The following is a 26793-nucleotide window of genomic DNA, read 5'->3' as shown; positions in this document are numbered from 1 at the left end:
AGCCATGCTACGCCTGGTCCGGAGGTTTCTGGTTGTTTTTTGTACAGTGCATGCAATGTTTTATCCACAGACTTGCTCGTGACCTGTCTGGGCGGGCATTCTGCGGGCCTTGTTTATTGATTGTTATCAACCGGGCTGCACTCAAGTGCGGTACTTCAGGAGAATGAAATGACTTCCACTGTGTTCATTACTGGCGCTACTTCAGGTTTTGGCGAAGCCTGTGCCCGCCGCTTCGCACAAGCGGGCTGGTCGCTTGTGCTGACCGGTCGTCGTGAAGAGCGTCTCAATGCCCTCAGCGCCGAATTGTCCAAGCAGACCAAAGTGCACACGCTGGTGCTCGACGTGCGTGATCGCGCGGCCATGGAAGCAGCTATTGAAAGCCTGCCCGCCGAGTTCGCGACCATTCAGGGTTTGATCAACAACGCCGGCCTGGCTCTGGGCATTGATCCAGCACCCCAGTGCAGCCTGGATGACTGGGACACCATGATCGACACCAACATTAAAGGTCTGGTCTACAGCACGCGCCTGCTGCTCTCGCGCCTGATCGCTCACGGTCGCGGTGCCAGTATCGTTAACGTGGGGTCGGTGGCCGGTAACTATCCGTACCCGGGCGGCAACGTTTACGGCGGCACCAAAGCATTCGTCGGTCAGTTCTCGCTCAACCTGCGTAACGATTTGATCGGCACCGGCGTGCGCGTCACCAACCTTGAGCCGGGTCTGTGCGAAAGCGAGTTCTCGCTGGTGCGCTTCGGTGGTGATCAGAGCAAATACGACGCGACCTATGCAGGCGCAGAAGCGATCCAGCCGCAGGACATCGCAGAGACCATCTTCTGGATCATGAACACCCCGGCGCACGTCAACATCAACAGCCTGGAATTGATGCCGGTCAGCCAGACCTGGGCAGGCTTTGCGGTTGATCGGAATCGCGGTTGATAGGCAGCCTGCCAGATTGAACCCAGTCCTGTAGGCGCTCACCGAGGTTACGAGGCCAGCGATGGCGGTTTGTCTGATACCCCGCCATCGCTGGCCTCGTAACCTCGGTGAGCTCCTACAGACCCGATGCTGGCTTCACGACAGCGTTGGGTCGGGGGACCAGGTGAGCTCAGCCTCTGAAATACTCCGCCAACCCGATGTAACACGTCGCCAGGTGATAAGGCGTAGTCGACGGCATGTCGCTGCGGCTGACCTGACCGTTAGCGTCCAGGCACTCGTTCCAGCCGCTGGCGTGCAGGAATCGTGTTTGCAGTGCCAACAACTGTTTACCCAGCACGGCGTTGCTGTCGTGCCGCAAGGTGAGTGCCCGCAAGTATTCGGCCTGTGCCCAGATGCGCTGGGTGCCATCCTGAATATGCCCATCGCTGGTTAAAGCCGCCGCCACGGCGCCTGTCTGCGGGTTCACCCCTTGAGCTTCGGCATGGGCAAACGCCGTGCACAGCGACTGATGCAGCTCGCTACCACGCAGGTGCGGTGACGACTCCAGCAGGAAATACCATTCGAACTGATGGCCTGGCTCGTACCAGTTGTCCACAGCGTCCAGTGGTTTTTCCAGCATCACTCCGTGTTCTTTGTCCACAAAGCGCCGCTGCATGGCTGCTGCCAGCTCGTTCAGCGTCGCCAGTGTCGCCTCGTCGTTACGTACTTCAACAGTGGTCAGTAACGCTTCTGCCAAGTGCATCAGCGGGTTTTGCAGCGGGCCGCTGCCCAGCGTTGCCCAGTCTTCGCCAAGCACTGCTTCATAGAGCCCGTCGCCATCGGCAAATTGCTCTGCAACGACATCCAGTGCCGCGTTCAGCACCGACTCGACCAAGGGTTCGCGAACCTTGGCCCAGTAGTGTGCACAGGCAAAGATGATGAAGGCGTGGGTGTAGAGATCCTTGCGTCGATCCAGCGGCGCGCCTTGCGGATCGATGCTGTAGAACCAGCCGCCGTGCTCGGCATCATGGAAGTGCCGTTGCAGTGAGCGAAACAGCGCTGCTGCACGAGTGGCCGCTTCAGGCACTGCCGGGTGATCGATCAGGCTGGAAAATACAAACAACTGCCGTGCACAGGCCATGGCCCGATAACGCTGCCGTGGCAGAGGCTGATGCGCAGCATCGACCGCCTCATACGGCAACGCGAGTTGTGCATTCCAGCCAGGGCCAAGCCAGACCGGCACAATGGTTTGCAGGAAGTGCGCCTGGACGTTGGCGAAAACGGCGTTCAGGTCAGGCTGAGGGGCGGAGCTGGAAACATCTGGCATCGGCAGGCGTCACGGCAGGGGCGAATTGCGCGACATGGTAGCAGTTCGTATCAGCGTGAGCGCGTTTGCCCTCGTACTGGAACGCAGACAATTTATTCAGTTTGAGCGCTATTTACTTGTGGGAGCAGAGCTTGCTCGCGATAAGGCTGAACGCTATTCACTTTAGATCGCGTCCAGCCTTATCGCGAGCAAGCTCTGCTCCCACAGGGTTTTGTGTTGATGCAAGACCGTGCGGTGTCAGGCAGCCAGTAACCAAACGCCCGCAGCGGCCGAGGCAGCCCCGGCAATACGCACCAACGGCGCAGCCGCAGTCGGCAGGTAGCGCACGACGGCATAACCGGCAGCGTGCAGGGCGGCAGTGGCGACCACGAAGCCGATGGCATAAGCCGCCGGGCTGGACATGTCTGGCAGTTCAAGACCGTGTGCCACGCCATGGAACAAGGCGAACAGCGCAGTCGCGCCCACAGCCATGAACAGTGGTGGACGAATCGCCAGTGCTACGGCCAGACCCAAGGCCAGCACCGACGCGGCAATACCGCTTTCCAGCGCAGGCAGGTTCAGGCCTTCGAAACCCAGCAGACCGCCGATCAGCATGGTGCCGACGAAGGTGCAAGGCAGCGCCCAGCGCGCAGCGCCTTTTTGTTGAGCGGCCCACAGGCCGACGGCCAACATGGCCAACAAGTGATCCAGACCACCAATCGGGTGGCTGATACCCGCTACGAGGCCGTTGTCGCCATGCCCTGGGTGAGCGAAGGCCAGCGCTGGGACCAGCAGCAGAGCCAGGGTGCCGAAGACTTGTTTGTAGTTCATGCAAAGCTTCCTTGAGGGAGTGAAATCATGCCGCTTCGGTCAACAGACCCTGGCGTTCGATGAAGGCGATGATCTGTTCCAGACCCTGGCCGGTTTTCTGATTACTGAACACGAACGGCTTTTCGCCGCGCATCTTTTTAGTGTCGCGATCCATCATTTCCAGAGACGCGCCCACCAGTGGTGCCAGGTCGATCTTGTTGATCACCAGCAGGTCGGATTTGCAGATGCCCGGTCCGCCTTTGCGGGGCAGCTTGTCGCCCGCCGAAACGTCGATCACGTAGATGGTCAGATCGGAGAGTTCCGGGCTGAAGGTGGCTGAAAGGTTGTCACCGCCGGACTCGACAATGATCAGGTCCAGCCCTTCGAAGCGGCGGTTCAACTGGTCGACGGCTTCGAGGTTGATTGATGCGTCTTCGCGAATCGCCGTGTGCGGGCAACCGCCGGTTTCCACACCAATGATTCGCTCAGGTGCCAGGGCTTCATTGCGCACCAGAAAATCAGCGTCTTCGCGGGTGTAAATATCGTTGGTGACCACCGCCAGGTTGTAGCGCTCGCGCAGGGCCAGACACAGGGCCAGCGTCAGCGCTGTTTTGCCTGACCCGACCGGGCCACCGATGCCGACACGCAGAGGTTGGCTGTTCATTGAGTTCTCCATTGAGCTCTGGTTCTCAAGCTCTGTTAGTCATCAGTTATGCATAAGATCAGGACCGAAACAGTCGGCTGTATTGGCGTTCATGGGCCATGCTCGCCAACGACAGACCGAAAGCGGCACTGCCAATATGCTGTGGATCAAGGTTTGTAGCGTGCTGTTGAGCTTGTTGCAGCAACGGCAGCAATTCGCTGGTCAGGCGTTGCGCAGCCTGTTGACCCAGCGGCAAGGTTTTCATCAGGACCGCGAGCTGGTTTTCCAGCCAGCTCCACAACCAGGCAGCCAAAGCGTCCTGCGGGCTGATCTGCCAGGCACGGGCAGCCAGGGCCCAACCCAGCGCCAGATGCGGCTCTTCGGTTTGCGCCAGAAACTCGCGCGCGGTGTGATCAAGCTCAGGCAGCCCGATGAGCAACTGCTTCAAGGAGTAGCCCATTTGTCGGCTCTCCAGATTCAGCTCGCGGGTTTCGCGGCTGGCGCGATGTTCGTCGCTCAGTTGCAGCAGTTGGCACCAGTTTTCGTCTGCCGCGGCTACGCAATGAGCGAGCAGCAGCGGAGCTTCGAAGCGGGCGAGGTTGAGCAGCAACTGGTCGCCGATCCAGCGTGATGCGCTGGACGGATCAACCACTCGTTGGTTTTCCACAGCCATTTCCAGGCCTTGGGAATAGCTGTAGCCGCCAATCGGTAATTGCGGACTGGCCAGGCGCAGCAGCGCCCAGGCGCTGTTCATATGCGCACGCCAAACTGGTGCAGTTTCGGCGAATAGTTGAAGTCTTCTTCACCCGCTCGGGAGTGATGATGACCGCCGCCATACGCCCCGGTTTCTGGCGAGAAAGGCGCTTCGATCGATTCCGTTGTTGCGCCCAACTGATCGAGCATTGCCTTGAGCACATAGTCGTCGAGCAAGCGCAGCCAGCCGTCACCCACTTGCAGCGCGACGTGACGGTTGCCCAAATGGTAGGCGGCGCGGGTCAGTTCGAAGGTGCTGCTGCAGGTGACGTGCATCAATTGCTCAGGGCGGGCGCACACACGGACGATGCGTCCGTCTTCAGCCTGTAGAAATTCACCGTCGTGAAGTGGTTGCTGACCACGTTCCAGGAACAGGCCAACATCTTCACCGTCAGCGCTATAGCAACGCAGGCGGCTTTTGCTGCGGGCTTCGAAATTCAAATGCAGCTCGGCAGCCCATTCGGTTTGAGATTCGATTCTTTTGTGAATCACCAGCATCAGAAGGCATCCAGCTATTTGCGATGCTTCAAATCAGAGCAAGGGGCTTGCCAACAGTGCAGGACGTAGGAAAAAGCTGACGGAAAAGGCAGGAACGGAACGCGGAGGTGGATATATCGACCCAAAACGGTGCTGTCTGGATGGATTGCACCAATATGGATCGACTGAAGTTATTCGGCGTTGGGCAGACCACGCCAGTGCTTGGCGCCGCTGAAAATGAAACGCAGTTGGTGGGTGATCTTGGCTTGAGGCTTCAGATGCGCAGGCAGCGCGTCACTCGGTGGGTCGATCAGCTCGGGGAGCATGGCGAATACGCTTTTGACGACCAGGTCAGCCAGGATCGACAGTGCTGCGCTATCCAGATGCTGCCATTTGGGCATGGTGCCCAAGTCTGTCGCAAGGTCAGTGCTTATCCCGTCCCGCAACGCACAAAGCGCTTGCCGCACCTGCCGCGAGCCACCGTATTGCTCACGAGCCAGAAACAGGAACTGCGCACGCTTGGCTGCAACGACATCGAGAAAGATCCGTACCGAGGCTTCGATCAGGCCGCCCATGACGAATTCGTTGTGCCGTACCAGACGCAGGGTTTCGCGAAATGTCTGGCCGACCTCGCTGACCAATGCCAGACCCAATTGGTCCATGTCGTCGAAGTGGCGATAGAAACCCGTAGGGACGATGCCTGCGGTACGCGCCACTTCCCGCAAGCTCAGGCTGCCGAAACCGCGCCCGCTTTCCATCAGCGTATGAGCCGCGTTAAGCAGGGCGTGGCGGGTCTGTTGTTTCTGTTCGGCGCGGGGCAGCATGACGGTAGACAAATCAGAGATGACAGTCAGCACTTTAGCAAATGCGCTTTGGATGCGTCGAAGGGGTTTTAGCCTGGGGCGGTTGATCGGTCACCCGCAGGCGCTGCCACCTCGTCTAAGCCGCCGCTGTCGCGAGGCAAACACAGGACCTGTAGGAGCGCGCTTGCCCGCGATAGCTTCAGTGCAGCCGACATATTTATCGACTGACATACCGAATCGCGGGCAAGCGCGCTCCTGCAGGATAAAAAAGGATTCCAAATCAAATAGTTGAATATTGTCTGGATGGGAGATTTTCAGCTTCTAAACCCGCTGAAACTGCTTGATCAACTGCGCATGGCCATCCTGCGCGATCGTCTCGTGCAAGGTCTGCATGCCCATCTTCACTTCAGCGCTTGGCTCGCGCTCAGGCGCGGGTACAGCCCAGACGTTAGCGGCCAGAATGGAAAGGGTCAGTGCAAGCCATACGTGGCGTTTCATGGTATTCGCTCCTCTCAAGAGCTTCCGGGGTGGTGTATGGCAGCGATATTACTCCCGGCCTGTCGATATAAAAGTTCGTATTCCTAATGGTGAAAATCAACAATATTGATTGATCCTCCAGCCCTTGCGGGCTGTGGCTTGCACGCTGCGCTCGATATGGAGGCTTGGGTTTTCAGCCCTATGCTGTAATTTGCACATCCGATCAAACCCTCAGGGTTTTTGTCAGTCGAAGTTCAAAGTCGTATGCAACAGGCCAGGGCCGGGCTGTTGTTATCTGGAGAGTCATGCAATGACGCGCAGCCGTAAAATTTTTGCCTGGACCGGTGCCATTCTGTTGTTGGTGCTGGCCGTATTGGTCGTTGTGATCGCCACTTTTGACTGGAACCGCATCAAGCCGACGCTCAACGAAAAAGTCAGTGAAGCGTTGCATCGTCCCTTCGCGATCAATGGCAACCTGGCGGTGATCTGGGGTCGCGAACCCGAGGAGGGCGGCTGGCGGGCATGGGTGCCATGGCCGCATTTCGTGGCTGAAGACCTGAGCCTGGGTAACCCTGAGTGGTCGAAAACGCCACAGATGGTCACTCTTAAACGCGTCGAATTTCGTCTCTCGCCTTTGCCATTGATCGTGCAGCATGTCGTGATCCCGCGCATTGATCTGACCGGGCCGGATGCAAAACTTGAGCGCCTGGCCGATGGCCGCGCGAATTGGGTTTTCGATATGCCCAAATCGGACCCGAATGCCGAGCCTTCCAGTTGGGTGCTGGACATCGGTGCGATCAAATTCGACAAAGGCTTGGTGAGCTTCAATGACCAGACCCTTAACACTCAGGTGGATCTGGTTATTGACCCGCTGGGCAAGCCGATTCCATTCAGCGACATCGTTGGCAGCAATGAGGCGAAGAAGGCTGAAGACAAGGGCGTAAGGCCACAGGACTACGCGTTCGGCGTGACCTTCAAAGGCCAATATAAAGGCCAGAAGCTCAACGGCAGCGGCAAGCTCGGCGGGCTGCTGGCGCTCAAGGATGCCGCTCAGCCATTCCCGGTTCAGGTCGATGCGCATATCGGTGATACCAACGCGGCTGTCGCGGGTACCGTGACTGATCCGCAGAACCTCGGCGCACTTGATCTGCGCCTGAAGTTGTCAGGCAGCAGCCTGAGCAATTTGTATCCGCTGACGGGTGTGACCCTGCCCGACTCGCCGGCTTACTCCACTGATGGTCGGTTGATCGCCAAAATTCATGATCCGGCGGGTGCTAACTTCCGTTACGAAGGCTTCAACGGCAAAATCGGCAACAGCGACATTCATGGCGATCTGGGCTTTGTCGCCAGTCAGCCAAGGCCGAAACTTACTGGCGCGCTGGTTTCCAATCAATTGCTGTTCACTGACCTGGCGCCGTTGATCGGTGCGGACTCCAACGCCGCGCAGAAGAAACGCGGTGGGGAAAGCAAGCAGCCATCGGGCAAGTTGTTGCCTGTGGAAGAATTCCAGACCGACCGCTGGCGTGCCATGGACGCCGATGTCGAGTTCACCGGCAAGCGCATCGTGCAAAGCCCGGACCTGCCGTTTTCTGATCTCTACACGCACGTTGTGCTGAACGACGGCCAACTGAGCCTGCAACCGCTGCGCTTTGGTGTTGCGGGTGGCAAGCTGGACGCCGACATTCGTCTGGATGGCCGTAGCAAGCCGTTGCAAGGCAGGGCGAAGCTCTCTGCGCGCAATCTCAAACTCAAGCAACTGTTCCCGACTTTTGAACCGATGAAAACCAGCTTTGGTGAGCTGGCCGGTGATGCCGATATCAGCGGCAAGGGCAACTCGGTTGCTGCGTTGCTGGGTACTGCCAATGGTGACTTGAAGATGCTGGTCAATGACGGCGCGATCAGCCGCGGCCTGATGGAAATCGCCGGGCTCAACGTCGGTAACTATGTGGTGGGCAAGCTGTTCGGCGATCAGGACGTCAAGATCAACTGCGCAGCGTCTGATGTGGGGATCAAAGACGGTCTGGCGACGCCTCGTCTGTTTGTATTCGATACCGAGAACGCGATCATCTTCATTGATGGCACTGCCAACTTCAAAACCGAGCAGCTGGATTTGAGCGTCAAGCCTGAGTCGAAAGGCTTCCGCGTGTTCTCGTTGCGGTCCCCTCTGTACGTACGCGGACCGTTCGCCAAACCGAATGCGGGTGTGCAGTCCGGGCCGTTGCTGTTGCGCGGAGCAGGGATGGTATTGCTGGGAGCAGCGATAGGCCCGGCGGCCGGCTTGCTGGCACTGGTTGCGCCAAGCAGTGGTGAAGAACCCAACCAATGCGCGCCGTTGCTGGAACAGATGAAAGCGGGCAAAGCACCGAAGACGGTTCAATAGAACCAGGGCGCACCACGCTTTGTTTGTGGGAGCTGAGCTTGCTCGCGATATTGGCGACCCGGTTTCATAGCCGTACCCCGTCATCGTTCATCGCGAGCAAGCTCGGCTCCCACATAGACCGCACTACTGCGTAGGACTGGCCGGGCGGCGTTCCGCTTCAGCCGGGAGGACGTCGGGGGATTCGCTAGATTGCCTAAGGCCGAAATATCGCCCTCCCGGCTAAAGCCGGTCCTACAGTTCTTCGCGTTGGCAGGCACAAAAAAGCCAGGACTCAGTCCTGGCTTTTTGCATCACAACTCACCCATCACAGGTCGTTGAGAATATCCGCCATGTCGTCGGCGTGTTCTTCTTCCTGCGCCAGGATGGTTTCGAAGATACGACGGGTTGTCGGGTCGTCTTCGCCGATGTATTTGATGATTTCGCTGTAGCTATCGATGGCGATACGTTCAGCCACCAGGTCTTCGTAGACCATTTCTTTCAGCGTTGTGCCTGCCACGTACTGAGCGTGGGAGTTCTTGGACAGGGTGTCCGGGTTGAACTCCGGCTCGCCACCCAACTGCACAATACGTTCGGCCAGCAAATCCGCGTGTTCGGCTTCCTGCTGTGCGTGCTCCAGAAACTCGGCAGCAGCAACGCTAGCCTTGAGGCCGGTCGCCATATAGTAGTGGCGCTTGTAACGCAGCACGCACACCAACTCGGTCGCCAGTGATTCGTTCAGCAGGCGCAGTACCGTTTCACGATCGGCGCTGTAACCTTCGGTCACTGCACCGTTTTCCACGTTATGACGCGCACGCTCGCGCAGGGTGCTCACATCAGACAATTGCTGGGCTTGATTCATGGTTTATCTCCAAAGCTAATCCGGTATCCGTCTCGCTCTTGATGCGCCAGTCTTCTACTGCGTTGAGTGGCGCCCGGCATGATCGGTAATAGGTGTGAGTGGTCAGCTTCGGGAAAAGTTTTATTCTTTTGCGTCATCGGTCCATGAACAAAATATTAGGAAACGACTGTTGCACGTCGCGGTCCCAACCTTGAGACGAAAATATATGGAGATACACAATGCTCAAGTTCCTCGGCAGCACCATCGGCATCATCTTCCTGATCGGCCTGATTGTGGTCATCGCCCTGTTCAAGCTGGTTTTCTAAAGCCGTCAGGCTGCACCTGTAAAAGCAACGCCCAATAAAAAGCCCGATGCATATGCATCGGGCTTTTGCGTTTCAACGAGCGTCTTACATGGCGCGTTCGTTGGCTTCGCGTTGCTCGCAGGTCATGAAACCCTTGTGATCCACGCGACCGTTGGCGTCGAAGCTGACGTGATAGACCTGTTCGTGGCCATCTTTATTCATCACGTAGTTATTGCAAACACCTGGATGAACCTTGCGTTGTACGCGAGTCGACGGCGTGCCGCCGATGGTCAGCACTTGCTGCTCGGTCATGCCGTCTTCGACTTGCTTGACCAGCGGCTCGTTGCGATAGGTCACGTAATCCACCGGGTTCTGCACGGTGGTGTTAGCGCAACCGCTGACTGCGGCGATAACGAAAGCTGCTGCGAGGCTCTTCTTGATCATGACAATCCACTCCAATGACTGAGCCATTGTTGGCCCGTTGCAGCTTGGAGCTATGGAGGTGCGCGAGAGTTCGATTATTTGATGGCCTTTGAATACTACCGCGCACCGAGCGGCTCAATGCCGGGAGAGGACGCCCGTATTCCACGTCGCGCTGTGGCGCAGCAAACATTGGACCTGTAGGAGCGCACGAGCACCGCGAGGCCGCGATAGCGGTATATCAGACAGACCGCCATCGCTGCCTCGCGGTGCCCGTGAGCTCCTACAGAAAAGTATTCCAAATCAGCTGGTTATATTTTTGATAAAAGCTAGCGCCATGCCGGGCCTGTGTTTGAGCCAATTGCCGCTATGGTTCAGTCATCCATTTGCTGATCGCTCGCAAGGAGGCTTCGCCATGAATCAGGAACAAGCGACCCGTTACCCGCTGATACTGGTGCCCGGTTTATTGGGCTTTGTCAGGCTGGTGATCTATCCATACTGGTACGGCATCGTCAGGGCCTTGCGCCGTGGCGGCGCAACAGTGACGCCAGTGATGGTGTCGGCGGTCAACTCCTCGGAAGTACGTGGCGAGCAGTTGATAACGTTGATCGTCGAGATGCTGGAAAAGACCGGTGCCGAAAAGGTCAACCTGATCGGTCACAGCCAGGGCGCGCTGACCATCCGTTATGTCGCGGCCAAGCGCCCGGACCTGGTCGCATCCGTTACCTCGGTTGCCGGGCCCAACCATGGATCAGAACTGGCAGATTTTCTGGAGCGAAATTTTCCTGAGCGAACCCTGCGCGGCTGGTTGCTCAACACCCTGTTGCGCGTCACGGTCTGGATCATGGCGATGCTCGACACCGGTTATCGCGGCACGCGTTTGCCCACTGACGTCACTTCCTCGCACAAGTCCCTGACCAGTGCTGGCGTGGCGTTGTTCAACAGTAAATATCCCCAAGGGTTACCAGGCACATGGGGTGGGCAGGGCGAGGAACTGGTCAACGGCGTGCGTTATTACTCATGGTCCGGGACTTTACAGCCAGGGCTCAGTGACCGTGGCCTTAACCGTTTCGATGGCACCAACGTGACGTGTCGAATATTCGCTCGCACGTTCATAAAAGAGCGCGGTCAATGTGATGGCATGGTCGGGAAATTCAGTTCTCACCTCGGTACTGTCATTGGTGACAACTATCCTCTCGACCATTTCGACATCGTCAACCAGACCTTCGGGCTGGTTGGCAAAGGTGTCGACCCTGTGAAGTTGTTTGTTGAGCACGCCGCGCGCCTCAAGGCTGCGGGCCTTTAGCTGTTTAAAGCTGTTGTTCGTAGTTTGCCGCCCGGTCGGGTCGGTATTGGAGTGATGCAATGAGCGATAAAGAACACTATGCAATCGAGTACACCCTGGCGGGCGAGCACCACGTCGATGTGATCGAAGATCTGGATGTGCCAATCATCGAAGTGGTCCATGAGCTGGCGCAAAAGCACCACGTGTTGCTGGATGACGAATTACAGAGCGTTACTGCGGTGGATGAAGCAACGGCCCATGCATCGGGCATAACCGACGTATCGATTCACAGCATCGAAGAAGAGGATTTGCAGCTCGACACGCGCAACGTCGGGTAGTCCTGAGCCGACCATGTCGGCTCGCACATTCTTTATTTGGCTACACTCCGAAGCAGGCCACGCTGGTCGGCATGGCCACTGCGGAGAGAAGAACAATGAAAATGCTGCGCGCGCCTCTATTGTTGGTGAGTCTGTTGCTGTGCGCCCAAGGTTATGCGGCCACTGCGCAACAGAACAAAATGACGACCTGTAATGCCGATGCTACTGCTCAGTCCCTGAAGGGGGATGAGCGCAAGAGTTTCATGAGTAATTGCCTTAAAGCGTCACCGCCGCAAACACAGCAACAGAAGATGACCACCTGCAACGCAACGGCGACCACTCAGGCGCTCAAGGGCGATGCTCGCAAGGCGTTTATGAGTGATTGTCTCAAGAAGAAATAATTTTCCAATCAGGGTTCAGGCGCTGGATATTGTGCCGTCTGGCGCCCTGAAACCTTTAATTTCGGTGCCTGATGCAGGTCATTCCTGCATCGGCTTGTCAGTCGTTTCCGATGGGGTCGTCTGATCACTGGTCCTTAGCTCAGAACGCTGGCAGACTGCCTGCCTCTTTGCGCCGTTCGTCTTGAGGCTCTATGCCAACGTTTTCCTCGCGACAAGTGTTGTTGGCCAGCTGGATACTGATATTTGGCGGTCTGTTGATGGTTCTGCCGTTCAAACTGCTGCCTAGCCTGTTGGCCGGGTTGCTGGTGTATGAACTGGTCAACATGCTGACGCCCAAGCTGCAAAGGCTGATCGCAGGGGAGCGTGCGCGCTGGCTCGCGGTGGCGTTGCTTGGCACGTTGGTGGTCAGTGTGCTGGCGTTGATCTTCGCCGGCGCTTTCAGCTTTGTCCTTCATGAAGCGGAAAACCCTGGCGCATCGCTGGACAAGTTCATGGTGTTAGTGGATCGCGCCCGGGGTCAATTGCCGCCGTTTGTAGATGCCTACTTGCCCGCCAGTGCTGCGGAATTCCGGATCTCCTTGGGTGAATGGATACAAAAGCACGTCGGCGAGCTGCAGCTGATTGGTAAAGGTGCGGCGCACATGTTCGTCACCATGCTCATCGGCATGGTCCTGGGCGCAATCATCGCCCTGCAGCGCATCTCCGATGTGCACACTCGCAAGCCGCTGGCGGCTGCGCTGTTTGATCGCCTGAGCCTGTTGAGCAAAGCGTTTCGCAACATCGTTTTCGCTCAGATCAAGATTTCCCTGCTGAACACTGCGTTCACCTCGGTATTCCTGGTCATCGTCTTGCCGTTGTGCGGAATTCACCTGCCGCTGACCAAAACGCTGATCATCATGACCTTCCTGCTCGGCCTGCTGCCGGTGGTGGGTAACCTGATGTCCAACACGCTGATCTTCATCGTGGGCATGTCGATCTCGATCTGGGTGGCGCTGGCGGCTCTGGGCTACCTGATCGTGATCCACAAGGTCGAGTACTTCCTGAATGCACGGATCGTCGGCGGGCAAATCAATGCCAAGTCGTGGGAGTTGCTGCTGGCGATGCTGCTCTTCGAAGCCGCATTCGGCCTGCCGGGTGTCGTGGCCGGGCCGATTTACTATGCGTACCTGAAGAGCGAGTTGCAGCGGGAAGGGTTAGTCTAGAAGCATTCCCTGTAGGAGCTCACGAGCACCGCGAGGCAGCGATAGCGGTATTCCTGAAACACCGTCATCGCTGCCTCGCGGTGCTCGTGAGCTCCTACAAAGTAATGTGTTGTAATTCCTAGCCGTAGCGCTTCTTGGCCTCAATCGCCAACCCGCTACCGATACTGCCGAAGATATTCCCTTCAACATGCCGGGCGTTGGGCAGCATGGCTGAGACGCTGTTGCGCAGCGCCGGGATGCCGCTTGAACCGCCGGTAAAGAACACGGTGCTGACCTGATCAACCCCGGCACCCGCCTTGAGCAGCAACTCGGTCACGCTGTTACGCACGCGCTCCAGCTGCGAATCAATGGCGGCTTCGAACATTGTCCGGCTCAAATCCACACTCAAGCCCGGCTCAATGCGATCCATCGGCAAGTGACGGCTTTCGCTGTGGGTCAGCTGGATCTTGGTTTCTTCCACTTCCATCGCCAGCCAGTGTCCGGCGCGTTGTTCAATCAGCTTGAACAGGCGGTCGATGCCTTGGGTGTCCTCAATGTCGTAACGCATGCTGCCCAGCGCGAGCTGAGACTTTTGCGAGTACACCGAGTTGATGGTGTGCCAGGTCGCCAGGTTCATGTGGTGGCTGGTCGGCATGTACGCCTGGCTTTTCATCCGGCTGCCATAGCCGAACAGCGGCATGACGCCCTGAATGCTCAGTTGCTTGTCGAAGTCGGTTCCGCCGATATGCACGCCGCCGGTGGCGAGAATGTCCTCGTGGCGGTCATCGTAGAAACGACGGTCAGGTGACAGGCGCACGAGGGAGAAGTCCGAAGTACCACCGCCGATGTCGACAATCAGTACCAGTTCTTCTTCGTTTATCGTGGATTCATAGTCGAACGCGGCAGCGATAGGCTCGTACTGGAACGACACTTCCTTGAAGCCGATCTTGCGGGCGACTTCGGCCAGCGTGTCTTCTGCTTCCTGATCAGCGGTAATGTCGTCATCGACGAAATGCACCGGGCGGCCCAGCACCACTTCTTCAAATTCACGACCTGCATTGGCTTCGGCCCGCTTTTTCAGCTCGCCGATAAACAGCGCCAACAGGTCCTTGAACGGCATCGCCGTGCCCAGCACGCTGGTGTCGTGTTTGATCAACTTGGAACCCAGCAGGCTTTTGAGCGAGCGCATCAGGCGCCCTTCGTAGCCTTCCAGATATTCGTGCAGCGCCAGGCGGCCGTACACCGGGCGGCGTTCTTCCATGTTGAAGAACACCACCGACGGCAGGGTAATCTTGTCGTCCTCCAGCGCGATCAACGATTCCATGCCGGGGCGCAGCCAGCCGACGGTGGAATTGGACGTGCCAAAATCGATACCGCAGGCACGGGCCGGGGATTGGTCATTCATGTCTTTTACGTTCCAGTCAAAAAACGGCCGCGCAGTGTATGCCAGTGCACGACGGATGCGTAGGGCGAAACATCGGTTAAATGTAGATAACTGTATTTGTACGCCTGACTTGAACTGGCGGACCGAACCCCCAATCTTCTGGGAATTGTCAGAACATCAGGCCGTCGAACGTTTGCAGCATCAAGCTGGCGGGTTTGACGGCCGACACATCTCAACGTATTAGATCCAAACACCTCAAAATAGAGGATGCTGTGCGTCGTATAGAGGCTGCACGGCATAACCGGGGAAACGCATTAGATGGACTTCAAAGACTATTACAAGATTCTTGCGGTGGATCCGACTGCGGATGAGAAAGCGATCAAGGTCGCTTACCGCAAGTTGGCGCGCAAGTATCACCCGGACGTCAGCAAAGAAGCTGGCGCGGAAGATAAATTCAAAGAAGCGAGCGAAGCTTACGAGGTGCTGAGCAGCCCTGAAAAGCGCGCCGAGTACGACGATATACGCAAATACGGTCAGCAGGGTCGGCCGTTTCAGGCCCCGCCAGGCTGGCAAAGCCGTGCCGGAGCTGGTGGTTTCGGTGGTGCTGATAACGGTGACTTCTCCGATTTTTTCAGCTCCATCTTTGGTGGCCGTGCGCAGCAGCAGGGTGGTCGCTCGCGCAATCCGGGCCGTCGAGGGCAAGACGTGGAAATGGAACTGGCAGTCTTCCTCGAGGAAACACTGTCGGCCGAGTCCAAACAGGTCAGCTTCAAAGTGCCGCAACACAACGCGGGCGGTCAGCGCGTGGCGGATATCACCAAGACCCTGAACGTGAAAATTCCGGCCGGGGTTGCCGATGGCGAGCGTATTCGCCTCAAAGGCCAAGGCGCGCCGGGTGTGGCAGGCGGTGAAAACGGTGATTTATACCTGATCATTCGATTTGCGCCACATCCGAAATTCGAAGTCGAAGGCCACGACCTGATCATCACCGTGCCCGTTACCCCTTGGGAGGCAGCTTTGGGTGCAAAAGTTGCCGTGCCGACCCTGACCGGCAAGATCAACCTGACTATCCGTCCTGATAGCCAGAACGGTCAGCGTCTACGCATCAAGGGCAATGGTCTGTCGAACAAACAAGGCCAGCGTGGCGATCTGCTCGCACAGATCAAAGTGGTGATGCCCAAGTCCAGCGATGAGGCGACTCAGGAGCTGTGGAAAAAACTGGCCGCTAAGGCAGCGTTTGATCCGCGTGCGCAGTGGTGAGGTAAAGTCGGTCCTGCGGGGTTGTATAAACCCTGTGGGAGCCGGGCTTGCCTGGGCTGCATTCCGACGATAAACAATAACGCGGTATGTCTTCTGGCCGCGTCTCATGTATCGCGGGCAAGCCCGGCTCCCACATAAAGCTGCTATTCAGCCCGTCAGACGTTTTTCGGCAACACCACTGTAAATGTCGTCCCGTCACCTATGTTGGATGTCACGGTAATGCTGCCGCCGTGGGCGTTGACCACTTCCTTGACGATGAACAGTCCCAGGCCGAGGCTGGTGGACCGGCCGCTGGGCGTGGAACCTTCGCTGATGGCGCGCACCAAGGGGTCAAAGATGCTGCCGATGGCATCTTCGGAAATAGGGTCGCCGAGATTGTGCACGATCAACTGCACATGATCATGCTCACCGCTGACTTTTACAGAGACCTCTTCTTCGCCCTGGCCGTGTTGCAGTGCATTGCCAATCAGATTCTGCAGGAGCTGGTCGATACGTCCACGGTCCCAGTGGCCAGTGGTGTCGCCTTCAACAACAAGTTGTGGGTGTGAGTCCGGCTTACCGGCGCAGGCTTCGTCGATGGCTTCGCGGCAGGCAATGCCCATGTCCATGCGTTGGCGATCCACTGGCAGGCTCGCGCCGAGGCGGCTGCGTACGAATTCCAGCAGGTCGCTGACCATCGCCCCCATATGTCGACTACTGCTCTTGATCCGCGAAACGTAGTTCTGGGACTTGGCATCCAGTTCTTGCCTGTGCTCCAGCAGGTCGGCGGACATGCTCACCGCTTGCAGAGGCGCACGCAGGTCATGCCCCAGAATGGCCAGGAAGATGTCACGTGAGCGCGCCACCTGTTCGGCATACGCCGCCGTGGACTCGGCCAACGCTTCATCGATGGCTTCGTTGAAGCGAATCATGTCCGTGAAATAGGCCAGATCCGGGGTTTTCAGACTTTCGACCCACAGGCGGATGACACTGGCGCGCAAATGGCGGAACTCGGATGTCATCTGCACCAGATCAAACCCGACCATGTGCCGCAGTTCGCCGTGGCTGGCTGCGGCCGCGTCCAGACTTGGGGTCTTTTGCAGGTCCGCACCCTTGGACTTGGCCGCCTGCTCGCTTTTGGTCTGCGCGGTGTTCATGTCCCGCGCAGCAGCCAGAAGAATCGCCTTGGCATGATCGCGTAGTTCTACGCTGGTCATGGAGTCAGCGGCAGGCTTGATGGTTTTGGCGAAGCTTTCCCACTCGTCGACGATAGGATCTACGTGAGCAACGATGAAGTCCGAGAGGCGCATGGCCGGTTACCTTGCTGCGGGAGCTGTAATGGGATGGCGCATCTTACAGCCTTTAACCTTCAGGTATCGAGACAGGGACCAAAGGCGACCGTCATTTCCGACAACAGAGGCAACCAGCGGCTAGGATTGATGGGTATCAGGGACTATCTGGCAGGAGAGCCGTCATGTTTACCACCGCTTTCACGACGTTTATCGAAGAGCAGATAAATCAGGCCGAACAAAAGCTTCACAACGGCAAGAGTGCGAGGCTGGACGATGTGGCGTTTGGAAAGCTGGGTTTTTACCTGGCGTTGCGGCGGGTTCTGGAGGGGACCAGTACGCCTGAGGACCTGGGGCTGATTGAGGCTGTCAACGACACGCTGCAAGCATTGAAGCTGCTAGACAACGACGAGACTTTTCTGGCGGGCATCAAACAATAGGTTACCGGCAAAGAACAAAGGCAGCTTATGGCTGCCTTTGTTCCGTCGTGCGGTTGATCAGAACAAGAAGTATCGCTGCGCCATTGGCAATACATCTGCCGGTTCGCACCACAGCAGCACGCCATCGGCCTTGACCTGATAAGTCTGTGGGTCGACGTCGATTTTCGGCAGGTAGTCGTTGTGGATCAGGTCTTTCTTCTGCACGGACCGGCAGCCTTTGACCACGCCAATAACCTTTTTCAGCCCCAGTGCTTCCGGCACACCGGCATCGAACGCCGCCTGGCTGATGAATGTCAGGCTGGTGGCGTGCAACGAACTGCCGTAGCTGGCGAACATTGGGCGATAGTGCACCGGCTGCGGTGTCGGGATCGACGCGTTTGCGTCACCCATCAGGCTCGCAGCAATCGCACCGCCCTTGAGGATCAGGGTGGGTTTAACACCGAAGAACGCAGGGCGCCAGAGCACCAGATCAGCCCATTTGCCCACTTCCACCGAGCCGACTTCATGGCTGATGCCGTGGGTGATCGCCGGGTTGATGGTGTATTTGGCGATGTAGCGTTTGGCGCGGAAGTTATCGTTGCCTTCACCATCGCCGGGCAATGGTCCGCGCTGGCGCTTCATCTTGTCGGCGGTTTGCCAGGTGCGCATGATCACCTCGCCAACCCGGCCCATGGCCTGGCTGTCGGAGCTGAGCATCGAGAAAGCACCCAGGTCATGCAGGATGTCTTCGGCGGCGATGGTTTCCCGGCGGATGCGGCTTTCAGCGAAGGCCACGTCTTCAGCGATGCTTGGGTCCAGGTGATGGCAGACCATCAGCATGTCCAGGTGTTCATCGATGGTGTTGCGGGTAAACGGCCGGGTCGGGTTGGTCGAGCTGGGCAACACATTAGGGAAGCCGCACGCCTTGATGATGTCCGGCGCGTGACCGCCGCCTGCACCTTCAGTGTGATAGGTGTGAATGGTCCGATTTTTGAACGCCGCCAGGGTGGTTTCGACGAAGCCGGATTCGTTCAGGGTGTCGGTGTGAATCGCGACCTGCACGTCGTACTCGTCGGCAACGCTCAGGCAGTTATCGATGGCGGCGGGCGTGGTGCCCCAGTCTTCATGCAGCTTCAGGCCAATTGCCCCGGCTTTGACTTGTTCTACCAGCGGGCCGGGCAGGCTGACGTTGCCTTTGCCGGTAAAGCCGATGTTCATCGGGAATGAGTCCGCCGCCTCGAGCATGCGCGCCATGTGCCATGGACCGGGTGTGACGGTGGTCGCGTTGGTGCCGGTTGCCGGGCCGGTGCCGCCACCGATCATGGTGGTCACGCCGCTCATCAAGGCCTCTTCAATCTGCTGCGGGCAGATGAAGTGAATGTGCGTATCGACGCCGCCAGCGGTGAGGATCATGCCTTCACCGGCAATGATCTCGGTGGAAGCACCGATAGCGATGGTTACGTCCGGCTGAATGTCCGGGTTGCCTGCTTTGCCGATGGCCGCGATGCGCCCGTTCTTGAGGCCGACGTCGGCTTTGACGATGCCCCAATGGTCGACGATCAGGGCATTGGTAATCAGCGTGTCGACCACTTCGGCGGCCAGCAACTGGCCTTGGCCCATGCCGTCACGAATGACCTTGCCGCCACCGAATTTCACTTCTTCGCCATAAGTAGTGAAGTCTTTTTCGACCTCAATCCACAGCTCGGTATCGGCCAGCCGAACACGGTCACCGACGGTAGGGCCGAACATGTCGGCGTAGGCTTGTCTGGAAATCTTCATGGCGATTCCTTGAATTCAAAAATAATGCAGAGAAGCAGGCACGTGGGGTCTGTAGGAGTGAGCTTGCTCGCGATAAAGTCGGAACGATTTTCCAGCGGTGGTTTGTTCACTACTTTTGCGACTGCTGCGCAGCCGATCGCGAGCAAGCTCACTCCTACAGGGGGACGGATCTGGGATTACAGATCGCCCATCACCCGCCCGGCAAAACCAAACACCCGCCTCAACCCCGCCAGATCCACCAGTTCCACGTCCCTGGACTGCCCAGGCTCGAAGCGCACGGCGGTGCCGGCCGGGATGTTCAGGCGCATGCCGCGGCTGGCGGCACGGTCGAAGGTCAGGGCGTCGTTGGTTTCGAAAAAGTGGAAATGCGAGCCGACCTGGATCGGCCGGTCGCCGCTGTTGGCGACGTTCAGGCTGATGGTCCGGCGACCGGCATTGAGCTCGATTTCGCCGGGTTGAATCTGGTATTGGCCAGGAATCATGCGGGTTGTCCCAAGGTCTTGAAATAGATAGCGGTCGGCGTATAACGGCCGTCCGGGCTTTGGCAGTAGTTGGGCAGCTCGCCGACACGGGTGTAGTCCAGCGAGCGATAGAATGCTTCGGCGGGCGATCCGGCTTCTGTATCCAGATACAGCAGCCCGCGCTTGAGCTGACGCGCCGCTTGTTCCAGCGCCAGCATCAGTTGCTGGCCCAGGCCGCGACGTCGCGCCTCTTTAAGCACCAAGAGTTTTTGCACCTCTGCGCGGTTCAGGCCATTGGCTTTCTGGCACAGCGCGAGCTGTGTGCTGGCCAGTACCTGTTCATCCTGAACCACAACCCACAGCAGCAAGTTGCCGTTGGCGACCTCTTCCCGGAGTCCGTCGCACCAGGCGTAAGCCTGCTCGGCATCCAGATCTGCCATGAACCCTACCGAGGCGCCGTTGTGTACGGCGTCCAGTAACAGACTCGCCAGGCCATGGCGGTAGTGTGCAAAACTTTCATCCGTGACGCGGCGTATCTGGGCAGGATTCATGGTCGCCTCTCAGTTGGAAACAGGAGCTTGCGAAGGTGGGGCGGATGCACCGGGAGACAAATCCAGTTGCATGAAGGTCAGGTCCAGCCAGCGTCCAAACTTGGTGCCGACCTGTGGCATCTGGCCGGTGATGATGAAGCCTAGTCGTTCATGCAGGCTGATGGAGGCGGCGTTACCGCTTTCAATCGCAGCGACCATGATGTGTTTGTCGCACAGGCGGGCGCGGTCGATGAGCGCTTTCATCAGCTTGGGACCCAGGCCTTTGCCGCGCTGGTCGGCACGTACATAAACCGAATGCTCGACGGTGTGGCGGAAGCCTTCAAAAGGACGCCAGTCGCCAAACGACGAATAACCTGTGACCTGGCCGTCCTCATCCACGGCGACCAGAATCGGATAACCCTGGGTCTGGCGCGCATCGAACCATGCCTGACGATTAGCCAGGTCTACCGGCTGCTCGTTCCAGATCGCGGTGGTGTTGAGCACTGCGTCGGTGTAAATCGCCAGGATGCCCGGCAGATCGGCTGGCAGTGCGTCGCGAATCGAATTACTCATGATCAGTTCCAGAGTCTTGTTCGGGGTCAGGCGATTGGCTGGTGCACAGTAACCAGCTTGGTGCCATCCGGGAACGTTGCCTCGACCTGAATTTCAGGAATCATTTCCGGGATGCCTTCCATGACCTGTTCGCGGGTCAGCAGGGTGGTGCCGTAATGCATCAGGTCCGCCACGGTTTGTCCGTCGCGAGCGCCTTCAAGCAGCGCCGCCGAGATATAGGCCATGGCTTCCGGGTAGTTGAGCTTCACGCCACGGGCCAGACGCCTTTCGGCAACCAGGCCAGCGGTGAAAATCAGCATCTTATCTTTTTCGCGTGGGGTGAGATCCATGTTTAGTCCGCTGTAATTTTTTTGGTTGTTAGCAATCCCTGTGGGAGCGAGGCTTGCCCGCGATAAGGCTGGACGCGGTTCACTTTAGATCGCGTCGCTCTTATCGCGGGCAAGCCTCGCTCCCACAGGATCAAGTACTCCAGATCCTCGGCGCTACCGCCTCGCGGCCCAACAGCGCCGGGCGCAGCAATTTCCACAATTCGATCATCCAGGCCCGGGCATGCAACGCCTCGTCAGCCAGGCAACGAGCCACCAGCAAACCGGGCAGTTGGGTCAGATCACCGCGTACCGAATTGGGCACCGAACGGCAGGCCTCAAGCAATTCACTGTCGATCTCACCGGTCATCAGCAATGTGCCCAGGACAGTTTTGCCATCCAGACCAATCGGCGAATTGAGCAAGCCGTCGCCACCGACGATGCGTTGCCGTTCATGCCACAGCAACTTGCCGTCCCGACGCACATCCAGATGAGCCTGGAAATGCCCGCTCTCGAAGCGTTCGCCGCTCGCCGGTCTGCCCAGCGCCACGACGTCCCAGTAAAACAATCTGGCATCGCCCTGCAGTTCGATGCGGGTGGTCAGCTCGGCCTGGGCAGCACTGAACACGATAGTTTCTTGCGGCAGCCATTCCAGTGTCGCGCCGGGCGCAACGCTCAGTTCCAGTTGCTGATACGCAGGCCCCGCCGCGCGATACCACTTGGCTGCGCCGGGGCTGGTCAATTGCGCCCAGGCATTGGGGCCGACGCTGGCGCTGATGTCCAGTCGGTCGCCACCGGCAATGCCTCCGGGCGGGTGAACAATGATGTGCTGGCAAACTTGCGGACCTTCGGCATACAGGTGTTTTTGCACCCGCAGCGGGCCTTTGTGGCGGCGCTGGGTCGGTCGCGTGCTGTCGCCAAAACGCCCATAGCCCAGCTCCAGCTCGGCATGCCAGCTGGCTGTGAACAATGCGGTGTGGGCGGGAAGATTCATTGGCTCGCTGTCGTTGTGTTCAAAGTTTGCACCTTAACGGATACCTGTCAGATGGTCACCAGACCACGGACACCTTCGGCTTCCATATTCTCGCCACGGCCTTGCTGAACGATCTCGCCACGGGACATCACCAGATACTGATCAGCCAGCTCGGCGGCAAAGTCGTAAAACTGTTCAACCAGCAGGATAGCCATGTCGCCTCGTTCGGCGAGCTTCTTGATCACCACGCCGATCTCCTTGATCACCGACGGCTGAATACCTTCGGTAGGCTCATCGAGGATCAGCAAGCGCGGACGGCTGGCCAGCGCGCGACCAATCGCCAGTTGCTGCTGTTGACCGCCCGACAAATCGCCGCCGCGTCGATGTTTCATCTGTAGCAATACCGGGAATAGCTCGTAAATGAAGGGGGGAACTTCCTTGGCTTCGGAGCCAGGAAATCGAGACAGACCCATCAACAGGTTTTCTTCGACGGTCAGTCGACCGAAGATCTCCCGGCCCTGTGGCACGTAAGCGATCCCGGCATGCACCCGTTGATGAGGCTTGAAGCCGGTGATGGCTTTGCCTTCCCACTGCACCGCGCCTTCTTTGGCAGGCAGCAGGCCCATGAGCACCTTGAGCAACGTGGTCTTGCCCACGCCGTTACGGCCCAGCAGGCACGTCACTTCGCCGACCTTCACATCAAAGGACAGCCCGCGCAGGATGTGGCTACCGCCGTAGTACTGATGGAGCTTTTCGACTTGGAGCATATTCAATTCCCATCTGTTGCGGGCGCTGTTGTCTCCTGTGGGAGCGAGGCTTGCCCGCGATAAGTGCGACGCGATCTAAAGTGAACTGCGTCCAGCCTTATCGCGGGCAAGCCTCGCTCCTACGGCCTTCGGCCAGAAGCTTCAGCGACCCAGGTAAACTTCGATCACTCGTTCATCCGCCTGCACATCCGTCAGCGAGCCTTCGGCCAGTACGCTGCCCTGATGCAAAACGGTCACGTGGTCGGCAATTGAGCCTACGAAGCCCATGTCATGTTCCACCACCATCAACGAGTGCTTGACCGCCAGGCTCTTGAACAGCTCTGCGGTGAATTCTGTTTCGGCGTCGGTCATGCCAGCTACCGGCTCGTCGAGCAGCAGCAGTTGCGGATCCTGGACCAGCAACATGCCGATCTCCAGAAACTGTTTTTGACCGTGTGAAAGCAGACCGGCCGGGCGTTGCATGGACGACGTCAGGCGTATGGTTTCCAGCACTTCATTGATGCGGTCGCGTTGTTCGCCAGTGAGTTTCGCTCGCAGGCTGGCCCACACCGACTTGTCGGTCTTCTGCGCCAGTTCCAGGTTTTCAAACACGCTCAAGGCTTCGAATACCGTGGGCTTCTGAAACTTGCGGCCGATGCCCGCCTGAGCAATTTCCACTTCGCTCATCTGCGTCAGGTCCAGGGTTTCACCAAACCAGGCCTTGCCGTGACTCGGACGGGTCTTGCCGGTGATCACGTCCATCAGCGTGGTTTTACCCGCGCCGTTGGGGCCGATGATGCAGCGAAGTTCGCCGACGCTGATGTACAGGTTCAGATCATTAAGGGCTTTGAAACCATCGAAACTGACACTGATGTCTTCCAGCGTGAGGATGGTGCCGTGTCTTGTGTTCAGGCCTTTGCCAACGCTTTGACCCAGGCCAATCGCATCACGGCTGGTGCCTGCATCGGCGTTGGGATCAAGGATAGGTTCGAGCATGAATGCAGGTGTCGGAGTGGTTTTCATTGTTCGCTCCTCTTCTTGAGCAAACCGATCACGCCCTTAGGCAGATACAGCGTGACGATGATGAACAGTGCGCCGAGGAAGAACAGCCAGTATTCAGGGAAGGCCACGGTGAACCAGCTCTTCATGCCGTTGACCAGACCGGCACCCAGCAGCGGGCCGATCAGCGTTCCGCGTCCACCCAGCGCAACCCAGACCGCCGCTTCAATGGAATTGGTCGGTGACATTTCGCTCGGGTTGATGATGCCGACCTGTGGCACATACAACGCACCAGCCAGGCCGCAGAGCACCGCGCTCAGCACCCACACAAACAGCTTGAAGCCGCGTGGGTCGTAACCGCAGAACATCAGTCGGTTTTCCGCGTCACGCAGTGCGGTCAGTACCCGGCCAAACTTGCTCTGCGCGAGACGCCAGCCAACATACAGGCTCGCCACCAGCAGGATCACCGTCGCGAGAAACAGCGTAGCGCGGGTGCCTTGCGAACTGATGCTGAAGCCCAGAATGCTGCGGAAGTTGGTAAAGCCGTTGTTGCCGCCGAAACCTGTTTCGTTGCGGAAGAACAGCAACATGCCAGCGAAGGTCAGGGCTTGGGTCATGATCGAGAAATACACGCCTTTGATCCGCGAACGGAAGGCGAAGAAACCGAACACCAGCGCCAGCAAACCCGGCGCCAACACCACCAGACACAGGGCCCACAGGAAGTTATCGGTGCCCGCCCAATACCAGGGCAGTTCGGTCCACGACAGAAACGTCATGAACGCTGGCAAGCCATCGCCTGCCGCCTCGCGCATCAGGTACATGCCCATGGCGTACCCACCCAGGGCGAAGAACAGACCGTGCCCGAGGGACAGCAAACCGGCGTAACCCCAGACCAGATCCAGCGCCAGTGCGACGATGGCGTAGCAGAGAATCTTGCCCACCAGCGTCAGGGTGTAGGCCGAGACCTGAAAGCTGTTGTCGGCGGGCAGCAAGGACAAAAGGGGCATTGCCAGCAGGATTGCGAGCACGACCACGCCCACAGCCAACGTACCTTTTGGGCCGACTTTTTGTGCGGCCGTCACCATCAATGGTTGGTTCATCAGTCGATCACCCGTCCTTTCAATGCGAAGAGGCCTTGCGGACGTTTCTGGATAAACAGAATGATCAGCGCCAGGATCAGGATCTTGCCCAATACAGCGCCGATTTGCGGTTCGAGAATCTTGTTGGCGATGCCCAGGCCGAAGGCGGCCATGACGCTACCGGCCAGTTGCCCGACGCCGCCGAGCACCACCACCAGGAACGAGTCGATGATGTAGCTCTGGCCCAGATCCGGGCCGACGTTGCCGATCTGACTCAAGGCAACGCCGCCCAGCCCGGCAATGCCTGAGCCGAGCCCGAACGCCATCATGTCGATGCGTCCGGTCGGCACACCGCAGCAGGCGGCCATGTTGCGGTTCTGAGTCACAGCACGCACGTTCAGACCCAGGCGGGTTTTGTTCAGCAACAGCCAGGTCAGCACCACCACAAACAGCGCGAAGGCGATGATCACGATGCGGTTGTACGGCAGCACGAGATTGGGCAGGACCTGGAACCCGCCAGACAGCCATTCCGGGTTGGCGACTTCAACGTTCTGAGCGCCGAACGCCAGACGCACCGCCTGAATCAGCATCAGGCTGATACCCCAGGTGGCGAGCAGGGTTTCCAATGGGCGGCCATACAAATGGCGGATTACGGTGCGCTCCAGCGCCATGCCGATTGCCGCTGTGACGAAGAATGCCACCGGCAAGGCGATCAGCGGGTAGTACTCGATAGCGCCCGGCGCGTAACGCTGAAACATCAACTGCACGACATACGTGGAGTACGCCCCGAGCATCAGCATTTCACCGTGGGCCATGTTGATCACGCCCAGCAAGCCGAAGGTGATCGCCAGCCCCAGCGCCGCGAGCAGCAGGATAGAACCCAGAGACATACCGCTGAACGCCTGACCGAGGAGTTCGCCGACCATCAGTTTGCGCTTCACCTGCGCCAGGCTGGTTTCGGCTGCGATACGCACGCTGGCGTCGGTTTCGACGCCAGGTGCCAGCAAGGTTTCCAGACGCGTGCGGGCCAAGGGCTCGCCGGTTTCTCCCAGCAGGCGCACGGCCGCCAGACGCACCGTTGGGCTGGTGTCGACCAATTGCAGATTGGCCAGAGCCAGCGTTAATGCGTCGTGAACGTCATCGTCTTTTTCATCGGCCAGCCGCAGGCTCAGGAAGGGTAACTGAGCGGGGCGGGCGGACTTTTGCAATTGCTGCGCGGCAGCCAGACGTACTTTCGCATCGTCGGCCAGCAGTTGATGGCTGGCCAGTGCGGTTTCTATCAAGCCACGCAGACGGTTATTCAGGCGCAGTTTGCGCGGTTCATCGGTCGTTGGAGTATCAGCATCGACAGCGACGTATTGGTCGCCCGTTTCGATAAAGGCGCGCTTGTTGCCGTCGGCAGCGACGCGACCTTCCTGCAGGGCGTTGATCAGTTCGACACGTCCCGCAACAGGCTGGGCAGCCCAGCTCTCGAGGAGTTCGGCTTGTTGTGCGGAACTGGCCGCCACGAAATCACCGGCATCGCTGGCCTGTGCCGCGACGGGCAGCAGCAGGGCGAGGGTGAAGATGAAGCGGTACAGAATGTTGGGCATGGCGGGTGTCCTGAAAGGCGTCCAGATCGAGTGGATCTGGTGATCCCTGTAGGAGCTGCCGAAGGCTGCGATCGCGGTGTGTCAGGCAGACCCTGTCGCAGCCTTCGGCAGCTCCTACAGAAGATGTGTTCGACCGCG

The 26793-nt window shown here is 58.4% G+C and carries 29 protein-coding genes; 8 read left to right on the top strand and 21 right to left on the bottom strand.

Annotation, left to right across the window (positions count from 1 at the left end; genetic code table 11):
- Window positions 1–168 precede the first annotated feature (168 nt).
- The gene (locus ABRP31_RS24035; RefSeq protein WP_087269792.1) at window positions 169–933 is read left to right on the top strand and encodes an SDR family oxidoreductase; all 765 of its coding nucleotides are present in this window, start codon (window positions 169–171) and stop codon (window positions 931–933) included.
- Between the two features lie 169 nt (window positions 934–1102).
- Here ABRP31_RS24035 and ABRP31_RS24030 read toward each other — a convergent pair whose 3' ends face one another.
- The 7 genes from ABRP31_RS24030 to ABRP31_RS24000 form a co-directional block, all read right to left on the bottom strand.
- On the bottom strand, window positions 1103–2239 hold the full coding sequence (locus tag ABRP31_RS24030) for an AGE family epimerase/isomerase (RefSeq protein ID WP_349972492.1): 1137 nt from the start codon (window positions 2237–2239) through the stop codon (window positions 1103–1105).
- Between the two features lie 237 nt (window positions 2240–2476).
- Window positions 2477–3049, bottom strand: coding sequence for a HupE/UreJ family protein (locus ABRP31_RS24025; protein WP_087269786.1), 573 nt, complete (start codon window positions 3047–3049; stop codon window positions 2477–2479).
- Window positions 3050–3074: 25 nt separating this feature from the next.
- A complete protein-coding gene (ureG, locus tag ABRP31_RS24020) occupies window positions 3075–3692 on the bottom strand; it encodes an urease accessory protein UreG (protein WP_087269783.1) in 618 nt (205 codons plus the stop codon).
- 58 nt (window positions 3693–3750) lie between these two features.
- The gene (locus tag ABRP31_RS24015; RefSeq protein ID WP_349972491.1) at window positions 3751–4425 is read right to left on the bottom strand and encodes an urease accessory protein UreF; all 675 of its coding nucleotides are present in this window, start codon (window positions 4423–4425) and stop codon (window positions 3751–3753) included.
- The gene (gene ureE / locus ABRP31_RS24010; protein ID WP_349972490.1) at window positions 4422–4922 is read right to left on the bottom strand and encodes an urease accessory protein UreE; all 501 of its coding nucleotides are present in this window, start codon (window positions 4920–4922) and stop codon (window positions 4422–4424) included. Before ureE ends, ABRP31_RS24015 begins: the two co-directional genes overlap by 4 nt.
- Before the next feature lie 170 nt (window positions 4923–5092).
- A complete protein-coding gene (locus tag ABRP31_RS24005; RefSeq protein WP_087269774.1) occupies window positions 5093–5725 on the bottom strand; it encodes a TetR family transcriptional regulator in 633 nt (210 codons plus the stop codon).
- Between the two features lie 300 nt (window positions 5726–6025).
- Window positions 6026–6202, bottom strand: a complete 177-nt coding sequence (locus ABRP31_RS24000) for a hypothetical protein (RefSeq protein ID WP_158099128.1) — start codon at window positions 6200–6202, stop codon at window positions 6026–6028.
- A gap of 289 nt (window positions 6203–6491) precedes the next feature.
- Here ABRP31_RS24000 and ABRP31_RS23995 point away from each other — a divergent pair, with 289 nt between their 5' ends.
- Window positions 6492–8561, top strand: a complete 2070-nt coding sequence (locus tag ABRP31_RS23995) for an AsmA family protein (protein ID WP_349972489.1) — start codon at window positions 6492–6494, stop codon at window positions 8559–8561.
- A 304-nt stretch (window positions 8562–8865) separates the two neighbouring features.
- Here ABRP31_RS23995 and ABRP31_RS23990 read toward each other — a convergent pair whose 3' ends face one another.
- Both ABRP31_RS23990 and osmE read right to left on the bottom strand, forming a co-directional pair.
- Window positions 8866–9399 carry a bacterioferritin gene (locus ABRP31_RS23990; protein ID WP_087269769.1) on the bottom strand — a complete coding sequence of 178 codons (534 nt, stop codon included), beginning with the start codon at window positions 9397–9399 and terminating at the stop codon, window positions 8866–8868.
- A gap of 389 nt (window positions 9400–9788) precedes the next feature.
- Window positions 9789–10127 (bottom strand): osmotically-inducible lipoprotein OsmE, encoded by a 339-nt coding sequence (gene osmE, locus ABRP31_RS23985; protein WP_087270021.1) that lies wholly within the window; start codon window positions 10125–10127, stop codon window positions 9789–9791.
- A gap of 391 nt (window positions 10128–10518) precedes the next feature.
- Between osmE and ABRP31_RS23980 the strand changes: the two genes are divergently transcribed.
- The 4 genes from ABRP31_RS23980 (at window position 10519) to ABRP31_RS23965 (ending at window position 13308) form a co-directional block, all read left to right on the top strand.
- Window positions 10519–11409 (top strand): triacylglycerol lipase, encoded by an 891-nt coding sequence (locus tag ABRP31_RS23980; protein WP_349972488.1) that lies wholly within the window; start codon window positions 10519–10521, stop codon window positions 11407–11409.
- Window positions 11410–11468: 59 nt separating this feature from the next.
- Window positions 11469–11726 (top strand): hypothetical protein, encoded by a 258-nt coding sequence (locus tag ABRP31_RS23975; protein ID WP_087269763.1) that lies wholly within the window; start codon window positions 11469–11471, stop codon window positions 11724–11726.
- 95 nt (window positions 11727–11821) lie between these two features.
- A complete protein-coding gene (locus tag ABRP31_RS23970) occupies window positions 11822–12106 on the top strand; it encodes a PsiF family protein (protein WP_349972487.1) in 285 nt (94 codons plus the stop codon).
- A gap of 191 nt (window positions 12107–12297) precedes the next feature.
- Entirely contained in the window at window positions 12298–13308 is a 1011-nt protein-coding gene (locus ABRP31_RS23965) for an AI-2E family transporter (RefSeq protein WP_087269759.1), read from the top strand.
- Between the two features lie 118 nt (window positions 13309–13426).
- On the opposite strand, the gene ABRP31_RS23960 is transcribed toward ABRP31_RS23965, so the two are convergent.
- Window positions 13427–14692 (bottom strand): Hsp70 family protein, encoded by a 1266-nt coding sequence (locus tag ABRP31_RS23960; RefSeq protein ID WP_349972486.1) that lies wholly within the window; start codon window positions 14690–14692, stop codon window positions 13427–13429.
- A gap of 297 nt (window positions 14693–14989) precedes the next feature.
- On the opposite strand from ABRP31_RS23960, the gene cbpA reads away from it, so the two are divergent.
- Entirely contained in the window at window positions 14990–15931 is a 942-nt protein-coding gene (gene cbpA, locus ABRP31_RS23955; RefSeq protein ID WP_349972485.1) for a curved DNA-binding protein, read from the top strand.
- 155 nt (window positions 15932–16086) lie between these two features.
- Here cbpA and ABRP31_RS23950 read toward each other — a convergent pair whose 3' ends face one another.
- Window positions 16087–17220 (bottom strand): HAMP domain-containing sensor histidine kinase, encoded by a 1134-nt coding sequence (locus ABRP31_RS23950; protein ID WP_349972484.1) that lies wholly within the window; start codon window positions 17218–17220, stop codon window positions 16087–16089.
- Between the two features lie 164 nt (window positions 17221–17384).
- On the opposite strand from ABRP31_RS23950, the gene ABRP31_RS23945 reads away from it, so the two are divergent.
- Window positions 17385–17639 (top strand): hypothetical protein, encoded by a 255-nt coding sequence (locus ABRP31_RS23945; RefSeq protein WP_349972483.1) that lies wholly within the window; start codon window positions 17385–17387, stop codon window positions 17637–17639.
- A gap of 57 nt (window positions 17640–17696) precedes the next feature.
- Here the strand turns inward: ABRP31_RS23945 and ureC are convergent, their stop codons facing one another.
- The 10 genes from ureC to urtB all read right to left on the bottom strand — a co-directional run bounded on the left by ureC (window position 17697) and on the right by urtB (window position 26655).
- Window positions 17697–19397: an urease subunit alpha gene (gene ureC, locus ABRP31_RS23940; protein ID WP_349972482.1), complete on the bottom strand. Its 1701-nt coding sequence runs from the start codon at window positions 19395–19397 to the stop codon at window positions 17697–17699.
- Window positions 19398–19573: 176 nt separating this feature from the next.
- On the bottom strand, window positions 19574–19879 hold the full coding sequence (locus ABRP31_RS23935; RefSeq protein WP_087269742.1) for an urease subunit beta: 306 nt from the start codon (window positions 19877–19879) through the stop codon (window positions 19574–19576).
- Window positions 19876–20409 (bottom strand): GNAT family N-acetyltransferase, encoded by a 534-nt coding sequence (locus tag ABRP31_RS23930; protein ID WP_087269739.1) that lies wholly within the window; start codon window positions 20407–20409, stop codon window positions 19876–19878. Before ABRP31_RS23930 ends, ABRP31_RS23935 begins: the two co-directional genes overlap by 4 nt.
- Before the next feature lie 9 nt (window positions 20410–20418).
- Window positions 20419–20961 (bottom strand): N-acetyltransferase family protein, encoded by a 543-nt coding sequence (locus ABRP31_RS23925; RefSeq protein ID WP_349972481.1) that lies wholly within the window; start codon window positions 20959–20961, stop codon window positions 20419–20421.
- A 26-nt stretch (window positions 20962–20987) separates the two neighbouring features.
- On the bottom strand, window positions 20988–21290 hold the full coding sequence (locus ABRP31_RS23920) for an urease subunit gamma (protein ID WP_027902525.1): 303 nt from the start codon (window positions 21288–21290) through the stop codon (window positions 20988–20990).
- A gap of 130 nt (window positions 21291–21420) precedes the next feature.
- Window positions 21421–22260, bottom strand: a complete 840-nt coding sequence (locus tag ABRP31_RS23915; protein WP_349972480.1) for an urease accessory protein UreD — start codon at window positions 22258–22260, stop codon at window positions 21421–21423.
- Window positions 22261–22307: 47 nt separating this feature from the next.
- Window positions 22308–23006, bottom strand: a complete 699-nt coding sequence (gene urtE / locus ABRP31_RS23910; protein ID WP_087269730.1) for an urea ABC transporter ATP-binding subunit UrtE — start codon at window positions 23004–23006, stop codon at window positions 22308–22310.
- A gap of 141 nt (window positions 23007–23147) precedes the next feature.
- Window positions 23148–24008 (bottom strand): urea ABC transporter ATP-binding protein UrtD, encoded by an 861-nt coding sequence (urtD, locus tag ABRP31_RS23905; protein WP_349972479.1) that lies wholly within the window; start codon window positions 24006–24008, stop codon window positions 23148–23150.
- A complete protein-coding gene (gene urtC / locus ABRP31_RS23900) occupies window positions 24005–25084 on the bottom strand; it encodes an urea ABC transporter permease subunit UrtC (protein WP_349972478.1) in 1080 nt (359 codons plus the stop codon). The genes urtD and urtC overlap by 4 nt, the downstream gene beginning before the upstream one ends.
- On the bottom strand, window positions 25084–26655 hold the full coding sequence (gene urtB, locus ABRP31_RS23895) for an urea ABC transporter permease subunit UrtB (RefSeq protein WP_349972477.1): 1572 nt from the start codon (window positions 26653–26655) through the stop codon (window positions 25084–25086). The genes urtC and urtB overlap by 1 nt, the downstream gene beginning before the upstream one ends.
- Between the last annotated feature and the right edge of the window lie 138 nt (window positions 26656–26793).

This window comes from Pseudomonas caspiana (assembly GCF_040224095.2).
GTDB classification, from domain to species: domain Bacteria; phylum Pseudomonadota; class Gammaproteobacteria; order Pseudomonadales; family Pseudomonadaceae; genus Aquipseudomonas; species Aquipseudomonas caspiana.
The sequence above is the reverse complement of the archived record's forward strand: the minus strand, read 5'-3'. Positions and strand labels throughout refer to the sequence as shown.